The sequence below is a fragment of the Streptomyces sp. NPDC048484 genome, from assembly GCF_040651415.1.
Classification (GTDB): domain Bacteria; phylum Actinomycetota; class Actinomycetes; order Streptomycetales; family Streptomycetaceae; genus Streptomyces.
Map to the genome: position 1 here is coordinate 85,413 of NZ_JBEZJY010000017.1, position 13,220 is coordinate 98,632.

The following is a 13,220-nucleotide window of genomic DNA, read 5'->3' on the forward strand; positions in this document are numbered from 1 at the left end:
GAGTTACCTGCCTCGTGGGCCTGTTCAGACACAGATCGGCCTGTTGAGACACAGACCGGCCTGTTCAGGCACAGACCGGCCTGTTCAGATGCAGATCACGATCTTTCCTCGGGTGCGCCCACCCGCGGCGTGCGCGTGGGCGTCGGCGATCCGCTCCAGGGGGTAGGCCTGTTCGATACGGGGTGTGTAGCGGCCTTGCCCGCCCAGTTCCGCCGCCGCGGACAGGAGAGCGGAATCGTTCTCCGCGTTGACCACATGCGTGCCCAGGCGCTGCCCGCCCGCATGGTCGGCGACCGTCGCGACGCGCTTCGGGTCACCTGTGATCGCGACGAGGTCGTCCAGCGATCCGGAGGCCGCGGTGTCGAGCACGATGTCGACTCCGCGCGGGGCGAGGGCGGACAGACGCTGCGCGAGGCCGGGGCCGTAGGTGGTGGGAACGGCGCCGAGTGCGGTGAGGAACTCGTGGTTGCGTTCACTGGCTGTCCCGATCACAGTGGCACCTTGCGCTACCGCGATCTCGACCGCCGCGCTGCCCACGCCTCCGGCGGCGCCCTCGACGAGAAGGGTGCGCCCCGCGAGGGAGCCGAGCGCGTCGAGCCCACGCATCGCGGTCACTGACGCGAGACCGGCACCAGCGGCCTGCTCGTCGTTCCACGTGGCGGGGGTGTGCGCCCAGGCCGAGAGGATGAACAGCTCTGCGGTCGCCCCGGTGACACCGCCCAGTCCGAAGACACGGTCGCCGATGCTCACCCCCTGCACCCCGTCGCCGATCTCGTCGACCACACCGGCGCCGTCGCGCCCGGGAATGGCGGGCAGCTCCACGGGAATCAGCTGGTGCAGGTCGCCGGCGCGCAGCTTCCAGTCGATGGGATTGACGCTGGCCGCCGCGACGCGGACACGGATCTCACCGGGGCCGGGGTGAGGGTCGGGGGCCTGCTCGATCACCAGGCTCTCCGCTCCGCCGTATTCGTGGAACCGGGCTGCGCGCATAATGGTCTGCCTTACTTTGACGGGCCGGAATGACGTGTTCATCCGACGCCCGTCACTCTAAAACCTGACGTTGACGTGAGGTGCAAGTCGCAACTGCCGCCCGGCCGAAGAAGGGTTGCCCCGTAGCCGGTATCGCTAACCTGAACTTGACGTCAACGTGAGGTACGAGCGGGAAGGGAGTGACCTGCGCCATGCGCATCGGACAGCTCGCCAGGCGGTCAGGGGTCAGTGTGCGGGCCCTGCGCTACTACGAGGAACAGCGGCTCCTGGAATCGACGCGGACGTCCGGTGGGCAGCGTGACTATCCCGACGAAGCCATGGAGCGGGTCCAGCTCATCCAGGACCTCTTCGCGGCCGGCCTCTCCAGCCGTACCGTCGTCGAACTCCTGCCGTGCGTGAGCACCGGCGTCGCGACCCCCGCCATGCTCGACCAGCTCGTCATCGAACGCGACCGCATCGCCGCACGCATCCAGGACCTGACCCGGGCCAAGACCAAACTCGGCCGCGTGATCGAGAATGTGACCGCGGCGAACGTGGCGCAGGACTGATCAACCCGTCGCGAGGGGTGAGGCCCCGACCTGTCCGGCATCTACCCTGTCCGGCATCTACCGGGCACTGGCCGGCCACGGGAAGCCCCAGGCGTATCCGGAGGCCGTCGAAACAGCCTTCGTCGCTCTCGCTACCCCGGACACACGCCGGGCAGCGGTGGGCAGGGCAGGCCGCGGCGGAGAGACCTCTGTTTTCGGGCTGCTAGGGCAGGTCGCGGCGGACCAACGCCTGAGCGAACGGTTCTCCGGTGGTCCGGGCGTGGGCCATCCGCTCGCGCACCTCGCTGAGGGTGTGCGGGCGGTAACCGGGGCCGCCGCAACAGCTCTTGTGGAAGCGCACACCGGCGTGCAGCAGCACGGAGAGGGTGCGCCAGGCGGCGGTGTCCCGCCTCTTGGGGGCCGCGAAAGCGGAGCCGACGTGGATCAGTGGTTCGGCGCAGCGTGGACAGACCCGGTCGTGGTCGTAGTAGCCGGGGTAGGGCTGCTTGTACGAGGCCCGGCAGGGCAGGCAAACGTACGAGGTCTTTCCATGGGTCATGCGGCAAGGGTAGAGCTGACGCAGGGTCGGGCTCGACAGATTTCCGGCATGCTGTACGGGCTCTTCAGCCGAGGTGGGGCGTCGACGGCCGACCGTACTTGGTAGGCAGTGTCGGCGTTCCGCTCCGGGCCCGCGGCGGCATCCAGGGCGTTCGCCGGAATCCGGGCCGGCCGGTTGTGCCGCTTGGACGCACTCGGACTTACGACGACCATCCCGTCCACGATCTCAATGCCGTCGCACTGTTCCTCGGACCAGGACTCGTACTCCTCCGCCGTGATCTGCTCATGCATCCACGCCGGGGCCATCATCTCGGCCGTCATGAAGCACCTCCCGGACACTGTCCTGGGGCCTGATCCCGCTGGATTCGGCGTACTGCCATCCCACGATGCGGCGAAGCCGCAACCTGACCCCGATAGCATGTTCGAACTCGCGATGGCTGCCCATCGCGTTTCATCTGTCGAACTATTCGAATAAATCGGCCAAAAGATTGAAATCCATAGCATCACGGGCGTTGTTTCAGATAAGCGGCATAGTTGCATTGGTCGCGTCGCACCGTTGGCGCGCGATGCTGTGGGTCACGACGGGTGTGGTGGCTCTTGGCTTCCTCATCGCACTGGAGATCGCTGCACGCCGCTACGGTCAACCGGGGCCGATCACCAGCCAGGTGGAGGCCCTGATCTTTGCCCCGAAACCGGGGCCGCTGTACGGCGGTATGGCGTTGATGATGGTGGTGCTCACCTGGCGGCAACGGTTCATCGCGGCTGGTGCCGCGATCGGTATCGACATCGTCTTCCTGCTGGTGCGGTGGGCAGCAGACGCCAAGATGGCCGACGGCCATTCCTTCGGAAACGGTGCGTTGTGGGTGATGTTGGGCTGTGCGGTCATCGCTGTCACGCGCCGTACCGGCCGGGAACGTGTCCTGCTGCTGAAGGGTGTCGGGCTGGGCCTGCTGCTGGTGGCCGGCCGCAAGATTGGCGATACCTGGCTCCTGATCACGGCGAAGACCCGCTCGGTGGTGCTCGACCAGTACGTGGCAACCGCCGATCAGGCGCTGGGCAACCCGTCGTGGCTGGCGGGCCGGATCGTCAAGGCCACCGGCCCGATCAGCACCCATGTTCTCCAATTGGTCTACGCGCAGCTTGCGGTGGCTGCGCTTGTCGTCGCGCTGTACCAGCTGCGCAACGTGGCGGTCGAGCGCGGCTTCCCGGGCCATCATCTGATACGCACATTCCTGGTGATCGGCCTTCTCGGGCCGGCCGTCTACATGATCTTCCCGGTGGTCGGACCGGTCTTCGCCTACGGCCCGGGTGCCTCCGGCACAGGCGGCGTGCAATGGGCGGTGGCCGACCTGTGGCCGGACACGCCGCCGCCGATCAACACCCCGCACCCGATGTCGTACGACGGGATCACCCCCCGCAACTGCATGCCCAGCCTGCACACAGCGTGGGCTACGGCGATCTTCATTCACTCCCGCAGAGCCCCACGGATGCTGCGGTTCGCGGGCACGTTCTGGCTGATTGCCACGCTCGCTGCGACGCTGGGATTCGGCTACCACTACGGCGTGGATCTCGTCGTCGGCGTGGTGTTCGCGCTCACGATCGAGGCAGCGCTGCGCTCGCTCGACCGTGGCTGGGAGCGGCCAGGAATCCAGCTGGTCATCTACGGCGCTACGGTCTTTGCCGCGCTCTTGGTGTCGTACCGCTATCTGCCGATGGAGATGGCCAGACATCCGGAGGTTTTCGGGCCACTTCTCGTTCTGGCGATGACTTCAGTGGTCTACGCCTACAGGCGGACCGTCAAACTATGGGAACCGACGGTCGCACCACTGCGGCAACTGGAACCGCAACCCGAACCAGTCTGAGCCGCGTTGCATCACCGAGGTTGAAAGCGTGTTGTCGTGAGCTCCAGGGGTGTGGCCAGAGCGGCCACCGATCTGAACCACGCCGGCCTCTTCCCTGTCGTGGTCTTCCAGGAAGGGACGGCGGCCGAGGTCGAGCAGGCGGAGATGCTCTTACGCGAAGGTTGCCGCCGGTGGTGTCATCCGGGGAGCGGCAGTCCCCGTGCCGGTCCCCGACGCTACCGGGCTCGGTTTTGGGCAAGCGCAGGGTTCTGGGTAGGGGTGTCGGTCGGGGCCGGGACGTCCTTCCCGGCGGTCTCCGGCGCGCCGAACCAGGCCACCGCGACCGCGCCCGAGACCGTCAGGACGAAGCCGGTCACCGCCAGCCAGGCGAAGCCGGGGCGTGAGGCGTCCCCCAGCCACCAGACGCCGATCATGCCGGGCAGCACGGTCTCGCCGACCACCAGCGCCGCCGTCGCCCCGTTCACGGAGCCGATCTGCAGCGCGACGGTGTGCAGGTACATACCTCCGATTCCGGCGACGAGAATGGCGTACAGGGCCGGGTCGGTGAGCAGCGCGCCCAGGTCGAACGGATCGATCCCGTTCAGGCTCCCTGACGGTGAGCGTCCCATCATGGAAATGACTTGGGCGCCTGACGGGCGCGCCACCTGGCAGTACGGAGACGAACTCCGCGAAGGTGAGCCGCACGTTATCTGGCGCCGGATTGGTGGACGCGAGATCTTCGATCCCGGTCCCGCCTGAGGGAGCGAGAGCGGCCCACCTGATACACGTGGTGGGCCGCTCTTGTGTCGCCCTGCTGAGGTCGTGCTGCCGAACGTCATGGCGGGCTCTTCACCCGCTGGAACGGAGAACTGATCCACCTCGCCAGCGTCACCAGGCGGTTCATCGAGGTGTGCGAGGGCATTGCCTCCCGCCGGTCCTGCTTCACGAACTGCGCCACGGCGCGGCAACGCTGGCCTATGCGGCCGGGTGTCCGCCATTCCTCGATCACCATCACAGCCGACACGTATGTGAGCCTGTGCCCAGGCGGACTTGGCGATCACCGAGGCCGCAGGCCGGCTTGTACCGCCACGATCCGTAACAGACCGCCCTCTGCCACCACTTGCTCCACTAGCGCCCCGCCGAGGTGCGGAAACACCGTCTTCAGCAACTCTGCACACTGACCGAGCATCCCGCCATCCATGACGGAACGTCACTGGCGCACGGAAGCATGACCGGCTTCACGGAAATCTTGGAAGAGCCACGGTTCAAGCGACGCCGACAGCCCATCGGGTTCGACGGTGTTCTTCCCGGCGAGCTGCCGGTGGAGATCATGTGCGGGATGTGGCCAAGGGCACCTTGCGTTGCGATCGAGAACGTCGGGGTGTGAGGATGCTGGGCGTGGCTGACAACAACGGGAGTGCCTCGCTGCCCGAGCAGGGGCGACGGTCGCCGTTCACGGACTACGCCGACATGGCTGGACCGGCACCAAGTGACACAAAAACGTCTGCGCCGGACTGGCTGACGTCGGGCGCTTCCGCCCAGCCCGCCCAGCCGGCCAGGTGGCATGAGACGCGGGCGCCGGCCGAGACCTCGACGCCGCCGCAGAGCGATCCATCGCCTGAGGCGCCTGCGCCCATGAGCTACGCGGACCCCGAAGCAGCGTCCCGCAAGCAGGCGTTCGCGGAACTGCTGGGAGAGTTCCGCCGCACGGCGGTTCTGGTGCCGCTCGGCGACGGGGACGCCCCGGACGACCCGGAAGAGGAACGCGGCTTGCTGACCGCTGATCTCAACGGCATGCGCTTCATTCTCGCCTTCTCCGACGAGCAGGCCCTGGCCCGTTATGCCAAGGCGCGTGGCGCGTACGCCCGCGAGTGGGCGTACCAGTCGATCCTCGGCGCCCGCTTGCTCGACGTGGCGGTTCCCGCGGCGGGGGTGCCCTGCGGGGTGGCCCTGGACTGCGCGGACGGCCCGGACGGGATGGTGTTCCCGCCGGTGCGGGGGATCGTGCCGGACGAGGCCGCGCTCGATGGTGATGACCACTTCACGGAGTACAAGGTATGAGGGCGGATGCGGGCGGCGGGGGCGGCGGCACCGAGGGCGGTAAGGATCTCAGGGCTCAGGGCCTGGAGCTGATCACAAAGGGCCTTACCGAGGCGCTCGGTGAGCTCAAGGAGCTGGGCATGGCCGGCGTGGCAGGGGCCGGGCGTGGCTTCAGCGACCTCGCTCTGTCCGGCCTGGAGCTGGGAACCGACGACGTGACCGAGGCGTTCGACTCGTTCTGCACGCGCTGGGAGTGGGGCGTACGCACGCTGGTGAACGAGGGGAACGAGTTCGCGCAGAACGTGGGCCTGTCGGCGGGCACGTACTACGAGGTCGAACAGTACGTCGAGGGGACCTTCAAGGTCGTCACGAACGCGGCGATCGGCAATCCGTACGCGACCGAGGACGAGGTCACCAGGCAGGGGTGGGGCGACATCGCCACCTCGGGTGCCTTCGGCGGCGTGGACTACAGCAAGGAGTCCTGGGACAAGGCCAACGCCAATGTGGAGCAGGGCTGGAAGGACGCCGGCCGCGACGTCATGACCTCGCGCACGGTGGGCCCGCTGGGCCTCAACCCGGAGAACCTGCACGGCGCGGCCGGTGTGCCCGACGCCGAGTACGACCAGTGGCTGGACGAGACGTTCGGTCCCTCGCCGGAGGCCCGTGCCAAGGCCGCCGAGCAGCAGGGCGGGGGCTGATGGGCTTCGGTGATGTCGTCGACGGCATCACGGGCGGCATCAACACCGGCCTGAAGGCCGGCGAGAACCTGATCGACGCGGGCAAGGAGAAGCTCGGTGAGGGCGTCGACTACGTCAGCGACAAGACCGGCGACGCGCTCGACGAGGTCGGCCTGGACAAGGCCGGCGACTGGGTCCACGAGGCGGGTGACCGTGTCGCGGCCGGGCTCGGAGCCACCCCCAGCGAGCAGGGCCTTGGCCACACCGAGGACCCGACCGAGCTGGTCCACGGCAACCCGGGCAAGGTCCGGGAGAGCGCCAAGCATCTGAAGGACTTCTACACCGCCTTCGACCATGTCGGGCAGGGCATGAAGAAGGTGCGCTCGTCGGGCTGGACCGGCGAGGGCGGGGACGCCTTCCGGCGGAAGTTCGAGATGCACCCCACCAAGTGGATGCAGGCCGCCGACGCCTGCGAGGACGCAGCCAGGGTCCTGGACTCGTACGCCGACACGGTCAAGTGGGCGCAGGACAAGGCGCAGGACGCCATCGACCTCTACAAGAAGGGCGAGCGGACCTACAAGGCGGCTGCCGAGGCGTACAACAAGAAGGCCGACGCGTACAACGTCAAGGCTCTGTCAGGTGAGGATCCAGGACCGAAGCCCGAGCCCTTCGACGACGGCGCGGGCAAGGCCGACATGGACAAGGCCGCCGACATCCTCGCGGACGCCCGCCGTGGACGTAACGAGGCGTCGGCCAAGGCGGCCGCCGCCATCAGAGCCGCCCTCGCCCACGCACCTGCCGAACCGCCGCCCCTCGACCGCATCGGCAACGACATCGTCGACGGCTACCAGGCGTACTACACCGAGCTCACCCACGTCGCCGGTGGCGCGCTCAAGGGCACCGCGGGCCTGCTCAACTTCGCCCGCGGGCTCAACCCCACCGACCCCTACAACCTCACCCACCCGGCCGCGTACTACCAGAACGTCAATATGACGCTGTCCGGCCTGGTCTCCACCGCCACCCACCCCGAACGCGTGGTCCAGGCCGCCGTCGACGGCTTCAAGAAGGACCCCTCCGAGTTCATCGGCCGCCTCATCCCCGAACTCATCGGAACCAAGGGCGCGGGCCTGGCCAAGGGAGGGCTGCGGCTGGCCGTGAAAGAGGGCACGGAGGCCGCGGCGACGAATGTGGCGGCCAGGGGTGTGCGGTCGGCGGAGACCGCGGTCGGCAAGGGGCCGCATCTGCCGGATTCGTGGAAGCTGGATGACGTCGATGCGGGGGTGGCGAAGCATGCGGATGACGGTCTCTCGTCCTCCTCGCAGCCCTCGCAGCCCTCGCAGCTCTCACAGAAGGAGTTCGCCCAGCTCGGCGTCGAGGAGAAGCATGCCCTCGCGTCCAGCGAAATCAGTGGCGGGGCTCGGCAGTTCGCGGACGAGGGTGAGGCGGTCTCCTATGGACGCGAAGTTTGGAACGACTACGCGGACAACCTGCCCGAATCGGGCAAGAAGGCGCTCTGGGACTACTCGGACGAACACAGCGGAGCCGCGAACTCGAACTACGCCACGTACAAGGAGATGAACGGCTACCTTCGCGGCGACGCCGACCTGGGCACTCCCGACGTTCTCCAGCACATCGAGGACGCTGACAAGGCGCTGGCCGGCCGCCCGGTGCCGGAGGACATCACGGTGGTCCGGGGCCAGGGCATCAACCACCTCAAGGTTGACGCACCCGACGACCTGATCGGACAGGTGCTCGGCGACAGAGGCTTCATGTCGACCTCGCTCGGTGACAACGGGGCCGTTGCTGCCTTCAAGGACAGCAAGGCCATCCTGCACCTTCGGGTTCCTGAAGGTCATCCGGCAATGTGGATCGAGAATGTCGGCAAATTCGGTATGGGGGAGCGGGAGCTTCTCCTCGGGCGCGGCACCGAATACCAAGTGACACGGGCTTTCGAGGACGGTGGCCAGTGGCACATCTACGGCGACGTCCTGCCGAAGCAATAGAAATAGAAGAGGAAAGCTCCCATGACCCGCGATCGTGACTCCGCACCCCGCTTCGTCAAGCGCACGACGAACCCCCGTATCTGGGAGGACGATGGGGCAGGCATCACCGTCTCTGGAGGCCCGCCCCGCTACAGGTTCAGGACCAGTGGGCCCGTGCGGTACGTGGCCGTGACCGACGCCGGGCACGATCTGGTCGGCTACCTGTGGTTCAACGATGCGGACGACGCCGCGAGTTGGGTCCCCGTGCATTCGAGGGGCAGCGAGGCCGTCAATCTGGGCACTGCATGGAAGGAACAGTTGATCGCGGGCAAGGCTCGCGGCCTCGCACCGTCCCAGACGGTGACCGAGCTGATCCAGCAGGGGGCCTCCGTGGCATCCATGCACATCGTTCAAGGATCCCCCGCCGAAGCGCCCAGCCTGGATGCACTGCGCGAGCTCGCCGGCCATTCCACGCTGAAACGTGTCCGGTTCGCCGCCGCCGGTTCCCTCTTCGGTCTGGCCATCGGTGACGCCATGGGCTACCCCACTGAGTTCCTCAACATGGCCCAGATCGCGGCCAAGTTCGGCTCGTGGCGGGAGATGGGTCTTCCGCTCTCCGAGGGTGACATCGTCCGGGTCACCGACGATACCCAGATGGCGCTGGCGGTCGGGGAAGCGTTGGTCGAGGCCGGTGCGGGCGAACCCGGCACCCGCGGCAGGACGCGCGGCGCGGGCCCGACCGCCGCCGCGCTCACTCCGGCCACGGTCGAGGCTGCCCTGCGCAAGCACTTCGTGGCCTGGCTGCACGACCCCGACAACAACCGCGCGCCTGGTCAGACCTGCCTCAATGCCTGCGTCGCCCTCGAACGCGGCATCCGCTGGCAGGACGCCACCGTCATCGGTTCCAAGGGCTGCGGTGCCAACATGCGCGTCACCCCCGTCGCCCTCATCCCCGGCCTGAGTCCTGAACAGCGAGCAGGCATCGCCCAGTTGCAGGCGGCCCTCACCCACGGGCACCCCACCGCGCTCGCGGCCAGCGACCTGACAGCCCACGCCACCTGGCTGCTCGCGTACGGCTGCAAGCTCGACGACCTGCTTCCCCGGCTCCGCGCGTACGCGCAGGAGTCCCGGCACACCTACCACGCCGAGTGGCTCGGTGACCTGTGGAACAAGGCGGGCGCCCCGGACCCGAAGTCGTTCATCGCCTTCGGCTGGGACGAGTGCCTACGCGCCCTGGATACCGCGGCCACGGCACTGCGTAGCAAGGATCAGGAGCGCGACCCGTCCGAGGCCGTCGGTGCCGGCTGGGTCGCTGAGGAGGCCCTGGCCACGGCCCTGTACAGCTTCCTTGTCGTCGACGGCGACGCGCGAGGAGCCGTGGCACGCGCCGCCCACTCCTCCGGCGACTCGGACTCGATCGCTGCCCTCGCGGGCGCCTTCGCCGGGGCCAAGCACGGAATCCTGTACTGGGTGCCGGAGTGGCGCGAACCCCTGGAGTACAAGGACCGCATCGTCTCACTGGCCGCCCTCTGGGACGACGCTTCCTGATGACGGCTCCCGTCGTACAGGACCCGGCCCAGAGGGCAGCGGCATGGCTCGACGGGATCTACGGCGGACTCGTCGAACTCGCCGTGCCGCACCCCGTGCACGAGACGGACACGGCCTGGCTGATGGCGTGCCGCACCCTGGCCCAGCCCGGCTTCCCACGCACCCCGATGCTGGCGGCCTCCGTCGTGGTCCCCAAGATCGGCGGCTATCCGTTCCATCCGACATCGAGCGCACCACTTGCGGATATGGAATCGGTGCCGCCGGAGGAGGCCGCCCGCCGGATCACCGCGCAGAACCGCAGGATCAACGCCCGCGGCTGCGTAGCCGCCGTGCACTCCGGTATCGACGGTCACCCGTCGGCCGCCGCCCCCTGGCAGCCCGCCCACGAAGCCCCAGGCTGGTGGGCCAGGCTGCGCCGCCGCCACTTCCCGCACTTCGCACACGTATCCGTACACAGCTGGGACGACGTACTCGAAGCCATCCAGACCCCGGGTCCCGACACCCGCGGCGTGCTCTGGATCCGCCGCGCGATCGGCGGCCGCGAGGCCACCGGCAACCTGCTCTACGCCCATAACGGCCAAGGCCGGACGGTCTTCGCCGACCCACTCACCGCGTCCGTCGCCCGGCTTGATGAGCAGTGGGTACACGACGTGGTTCTGATCCGGGCACTGCCTACGGATCTTGCTGCCCTCTGATCGCGGAATCCCCGGAAGACGACGGAACAAGCGCCTTGTCCGCAATCCCGGTACCCGAGGTCTCTCGGTGACGGTCCGGGCGCCGGAGACGACTGCGCAGGCGTAGATCAGCAGCAGGCCGACCAGGGGATACCACCGCCCGCGACGCGAACGCGGGTCGGGTACGCGCTGGAGGTGGGCGCGCAGGCGGCCGGTCTCGTGCCTGTGCTGTTGCTGCGTCAACTGTTGTACGCCGACGACCATTTCGATGAAGAGGCGCCGAGGTGCACTCCGCGGAGCATCGGACGATTCAGAGGGGGATGATCCGCACGTGTTTGCCGCAGAGTTTTGTCATGTCGTCGCTGTCGGACGTCAGCAGCGCGACCGGCCTTGGCTGGCGCAGTGCCACTTCGGCCACGGTCGCGTCGATGGCGTACTTGCGGCCGTGCAGTCCGGCTTCCTTGAGGAGCTCCGCAGCGGCCTTCGCCGCCTGCTCGGTGACCGGTTCCACCTTGATTCGTGACAGAGCCCAGCTGAGACGCGGAACGTCGGTACGCGAGTGGCTGACCTCCACGATGGTATTCGCCCCGATGACGAGGTCGGCACCCATCTTGTGGAACACCGGCACCAGTGCGAGGAACTTTCGGCCCTGCGTGATCCAGGCCGAGAGTCCCTCGGAGTCCAGGACAACGGTCTCGATGCGCTCGCTCATGCGGCGTCCGCGTTCTTGGAGGGGGCAAGGGCACCAAGGATCTTCGACCGGGCCTCCGCCCGCTCCTCGTCGCTGAACTTCCCGTGGTCCTCTTCATGGCGTCGTAGGTCGTCGCCCAGCAGCTGGTGCCGGATCTGGCGGGCTACTGCTTCCGCTACGTAGCCGGAGACGTTGTCAGTGAGCTTGCGAAGCTCTGCCACCTGGTCGCTGGGCAGGGTGACAGTGATACGAGTCGTTGAGGACATGCGGGAAGCATGCTGGAGTATGCGCACAGTGGCTTGCGTGTGATTGCCGCTCCCGGGTGAGCGTCAGGGCGGTCCGCGTTCCCGGAGCGAGGGAGGCAGCGCGGGAGTGGGAGGCAAGAGAAGGGCCCCCGAGCCTGCCCTGACCAGGCAGTTCCGGGGGCCCAGCCCCTGATCGACGTTGTGCCCCGGCAGGATTCGAACCTGCGACACCCGCTTTAGGGGTTTCCTCTGGGCGATGCTTTGACTTGCGGAAACGTGGGTCGCAGGGTGTCTGGCCTGGGAAACGCTCCTCCGCGGTTCTAACGCGTTCACGGTGCTTCCCGTCCCCGTGTGTGCTGCATGCGTGCCGGTGGAGGTTGTCCGAAGAAGGCACGGGTTGCTCGGGGAGCTGGCGAGTGGCCGCAGTGAGGTGCGGGCGACTCGTCACACCTTCTCTACTCGCACGGAGTGTCCCGCGAGGAGTTGATTCATGTCGTCGGTGTCCGAGGTGAAGACGGTTGCCTGAGCTCCCTGCGCGGCTTCCCGCCCGGCCACAGCCGCCAGAATGGCGTCGATGGCGTACTTGTGCCCATGCAGGCCGGCTGTTTTCAGCATGTCTCGCGCCATGGCGATCACCTGGTCGTCAGTGTGCACGATGCGGATCCGGGACAGCGTCCAGTTCCACAGTGCCTGCCTCGACGTTTCGCGGGGGTCCCATGCCTCCAGGGTCGTGAGTGCCGAGGTGACGATCGGGACGTCGAGCCGCGGAGCCGTCTTGATCAGGGCGACCACCTCCCGGTCGCCCTGGACCGCCTTGGAGAGAGCCTCGGAGTCGAACACGAAGACGCGCTGTCGCGGGCGGTGCAGCTTCGCTCGTGCGGTGCGGCTCACGCGGCCTCGTCCGAACTCGATCGCTGCTCGTCATGCCAGCCGTCGATGGCGGCGATGCGGTCCAGCGCTGCTTGCTGCTCGTCGTCCGTCACGGTTCCGTGCTCTTCTTCGAGACGCTCGGCCAACTCGCGCAGTCGGTCCATGGCGTCCTGATGAGCTGCGGCTGCGGCGATGTAGCCGGATACCCCGCGCGCGTCAACGCGCTCCTTGATCGATTCCACCAGCTCTTCCGGCACGGTGATAGTGATCTTCCGAGTTGCCATACTTGAAGTATGCCAGGTTTTGTCCGATGCGGCCCAGCGGACACCGTGCAGGTCTGCGAGAGACGCGTCTCGGGTGCGCGTGGAGGTCTGGCATCTATGCGGCATTCGATCATGAAACAGGCCCCCGTCCAGACGGAATAGGGGGCCTGTAATCCTCTGACCTGTTACGCAGGTTGTGCCCCCGGCAGGATTCGAACCTGCGACACCCGCTTTAGGAGCGGGATCGACTCCTTGCCGGGTGGTGCCTGGCGCTGCCGCGCGGTCCTGTTTCCCCTGGTCAGAACGCAACGGCG

The 13,220-nt window shown here is 67.6% G+C and carries 13 protein-coding genes and 3 pseudogenes; 7 read left to right on the top strand and 9 right to left on the bottom strand.

Translation table 11 applies throughout. From position 1 onward, the window contains the following. Positions 1-84 precede the first annotated feature (84 nt). Positions 85-990 (bottom strand): NADP-dependent oxidoreductase, encoded by a 906-nt coding sequence (locus tag AB0D14_RS18830; RefSeq protein ID WP_362780255.1) that lies wholly within the window; start codon positions 988-990, stop codon positions 85-87. Positions 991-1,181: 191 nt separating this feature from the next. On the opposite strand from AB0D14_RS18830, the gene AB0D14_RS18835 reads away from it, so the two are divergent. Beyond that, positions 1,182-1,538: a MerR family transcriptional regulator gene (locus tag AB0D14_RS18835; RefSeq protein ID WP_362780258.1), complete on the top strand. Its 357-nt coding sequence runs from the start codon at positions 1,182-1,184 to the stop codon at positions 1,536-1,538. A 202-nt stretch (positions 1,539-1,740) separates the two neighbouring features. On the opposite strand, the gene AB0D14_RS18840 is transcribed toward AB0D14_RS18835, so the two are convergent. After that, positions 1,741-2,076, bottom strand: coding sequence for a deoxyxylulose-5-phosphate synthase (locus tag AB0D14_RS18840; protein WP_362780260.1), 336 nt, complete (start codon positions 2,074-2,076; stop codon positions 1,741-1,743). Between the two features lie 92 nt (positions 2,077-2,168). Further along, positions 2,169-2,396, bottom strand: a pseudogene (locus AB0D14_RS18845) (Uma2 family endonuclease); the annotation flags it as partial. A gap of 245 nt (positions 2,397-2,641) precedes the next feature. Between AB0D14_RS18845 and AB0D14_RS18850 the strand changes: the two are divergent. Next, positions 2,642-3,937, top strand: coding sequence for a phosphatase PAP2 family protein (locus AB0D14_RS18850; RefSeq protein ID WP_362780262.1), 1,296 nt, complete (start codon positions 2,642-2,644; stop codon positions 3,935-3,937). Positions 3,938-4,152: 215 nt separating this feature from the next. Here the strand turns inward: AB0D14_RS18850 and AB0D14_RS18855 are convergent. After that, a pseudogene (locus tag AB0D14_RS18855) lies at positions 4,153-4,521 on the bottom strand (hypothetical protein); the annotation flags it as partial. 1,030 nt (positions 4,522-5,551) lie between these two features. On the opposite strand from AB0D14_RS18855, the gene AB0D14_RS18860 reads away from it, so the two are divergent. The 5 genes from AB0D14_RS18860 (at position 5,552) to AB0D14_RS18880 (ending at position 10,858) form a co-directional block, all read left to right on the top strand. Continuing rightward, complete coding sequence (locus tag AB0D14_RS18860) at positions 5,552-5,977, top strand: hypothetical protein (protein WP_362780265.1); 426 nt, start codon at positions 5,552-5,554, stop codon at positions 5,975-5,977. Beyond that, the gene (locus AB0D14_RS18865) at positions 5,974-6,654 is read left to right on the top strand and encodes a hypothetical protein (protein WP_362780268.1); all 681 of its coding nucleotides are present in this window, start codon (positions 5,974-5,976) and stop codon (positions 6,652-6,654) included. The genes AB0D14_RS18860 and AB0D14_RS18865 overlap by 4 nt, the downstream gene beginning before the upstream one ends. After that, on the top strand, positions 6,654-8,636 hold the full coding sequence (locus AB0D14_RS18870) for a putative T7SS-secreted protein (RefSeq protein ID WP_362780269.1): 1,983 nt from the start codon (positions 6,654-6,656) through the stop codon (positions 8,634-8,636). Before AB0D14_RS18865 ends, AB0D14_RS18870 begins: the two co-directional genes overlap by 1 nt. A 453-nt stretch (positions 8,637-9,089) precedes the next feature. After that, the gene (locus AB0D14_RS18875; RefSeq protein ID WP_362780434.1) at positions 9,090-10,163 is read left to right on the top strand and encodes an ADP-ribosylglycohydrolase family protein; all 1,074 of its coding nucleotides are present in this window, start codon (positions 9,090-9,092) and stop codon (positions 10,161-10,163) included. Then, a complete protein-coding gene (locus AB0D14_RS18880; protein WP_362780271.1) occupies positions 10,163-10,858 on the top strand; it encodes a toxin glutamine deamidase domain-containing protein in 696 nt (231 codons plus the stop codon). Before AB0D14_RS18875 ends, AB0D14_RS18880 begins: the two co-directional genes overlap by 1 nt. 75 nt (positions 10,859-10,933) lie before the next feature. Here AB0D14_RS18880 and AB0D14_RS18885 read toward each other — a convergent pair. The 5 genes and pseudogenes from AB0D14_RS18885 to AB0D14_RS18905 all read right to left on the bottom strand — a co-directional run. Next, positions 10,934-11,101, bottom strand: a pseudogene (locus tag AB0D14_RS18885) (transposase family protein); the annotation flags it as partial. A gap of 46 nt (positions 11,102-11,147) precedes the next feature. Next, the gene (locus AB0D14_RS18890) at positions 11,148-11,549 is read right to left on the bottom strand and encodes a PIN domain-containing protein (protein WP_362780272.1); all 402 of its coding nucleotides are present in this window, start codon (positions 11,547-11,549) and stop codon (positions 11,148-11,150) included. Beyond that, positions 11,546-11,794, bottom strand: a complete 249-nt coding sequence (locus AB0D14_RS18895) for a type II toxin-antitoxin system CcdA family antitoxin (RefSeq protein ID WP_362780275.1) — start codon at positions 11,792-11,794, stop codon at positions 11,546-11,548. The genes AB0D14_RS18890 and AB0D14_RS18895 overlap by 4 nt, the downstream gene beginning before the upstream one ends. 423 nt (positions 11,795-12,217) lie before the next feature. Then, entirely contained in the window at positions 12,218-12,664 is a 447-nt protein-coding gene (locus AB0D14_RS18900) for a hypothetical protein (protein WP_362780277.1), read from the bottom strand. Beyond that, positions 12,661-12,927 carry a hypothetical protein gene (locus AB0D14_RS18905; protein ID WP_362780278.1) on the bottom strand — a complete coding sequence of 89 codons (267 nt, stop codon included), beginning with the start codon at positions 12,925-12,927 and terminating at the stop codon, positions 12,661-12,663. Before AB0D14_RS18905 ends, AB0D14_RS18900 begins: the two co-directional genes overlap by 4 nt. Positions 12,928-13,220 lie beyond the last annotated feature (293 nt).

Coding starts and splice junctions, on each gene's coding strand:
- AB0D14_RS18835 (WP_362780258.1), top strand. CDS start 1,182: ATGCGCATCGGACAGCTCGCCAGGCGGTCAGGGGTCAGTGTGCGGGCC.
- AB0D14_RS18895 (WP_362780275.1), bottom strand. CDS start 11,794: ATGTCCTCAACGACTCGTATCACTGTCACCCTGCCCAGCGACCAGGTG.
- AB0D14_RS18840 (WP_362780260.1), bottom strand. CDS start 2,076: ATGACCCATGGAAAGACCTCGTACGTTTGCCTGCCCTGCCGGGCCTCG.
- AB0D14_RS18905 (WP_362780278.1), bottom strand. CDS start 12,927: ATGGCAACTCGGAAGATCACTATCACCGTGCCGGAAGAGCTGGTGGAA.
- AB0D14_RS18850 (WP_362780262.1), top strand. CDS start 2,642: ATGCTGTGGGTCACGACGGGTGTGGTGGCTCTTGGCTTCCTCATCGCA.
- AB0D14_RS18865 (WP_362780268.1), top strand. CDS start 5,974: ATGAGGGCGGATGCGGGCGGCGGGGGCGGCGGCACCGAGGGCGGTAAG.
- AB0D14_RS18890 (WP_362780272.1), bottom strand. CDS start 11,549: ATGAGCGAGCGCATCGAGACCGTTGTCCTGGACTCCGAGGGACTCTCG.
- AB0D14_RS18830 (WP_362780255.1), bottom strand. CDS start 990: ATGCGCGCAGCCCGGTTCCACGAATACGGCGGAGCGGAGAGCCTGGTG.
- AB0D14_RS18870 (WP_362780269.1), top strand. CDS start 6,654: ATGGGCTTCGGTGATGTCGTCGACGGCATCACGGGCGGCATCAACACC.
- AB0D14_RS18880 (WP_362780271.1), top strand. CDS start 10,163: ATGACGGCTCCCGTCGTACAGGACCCGGCCCAGAGGGCAGCGGCATGG.
- AB0D14_RS18860 (WP_362780265.1), top strand. CDS start 5,552: ATGAGCTACGCGGACCCCGAAGCAGCGTCCCGCAAGCAGGCGTTCGCG.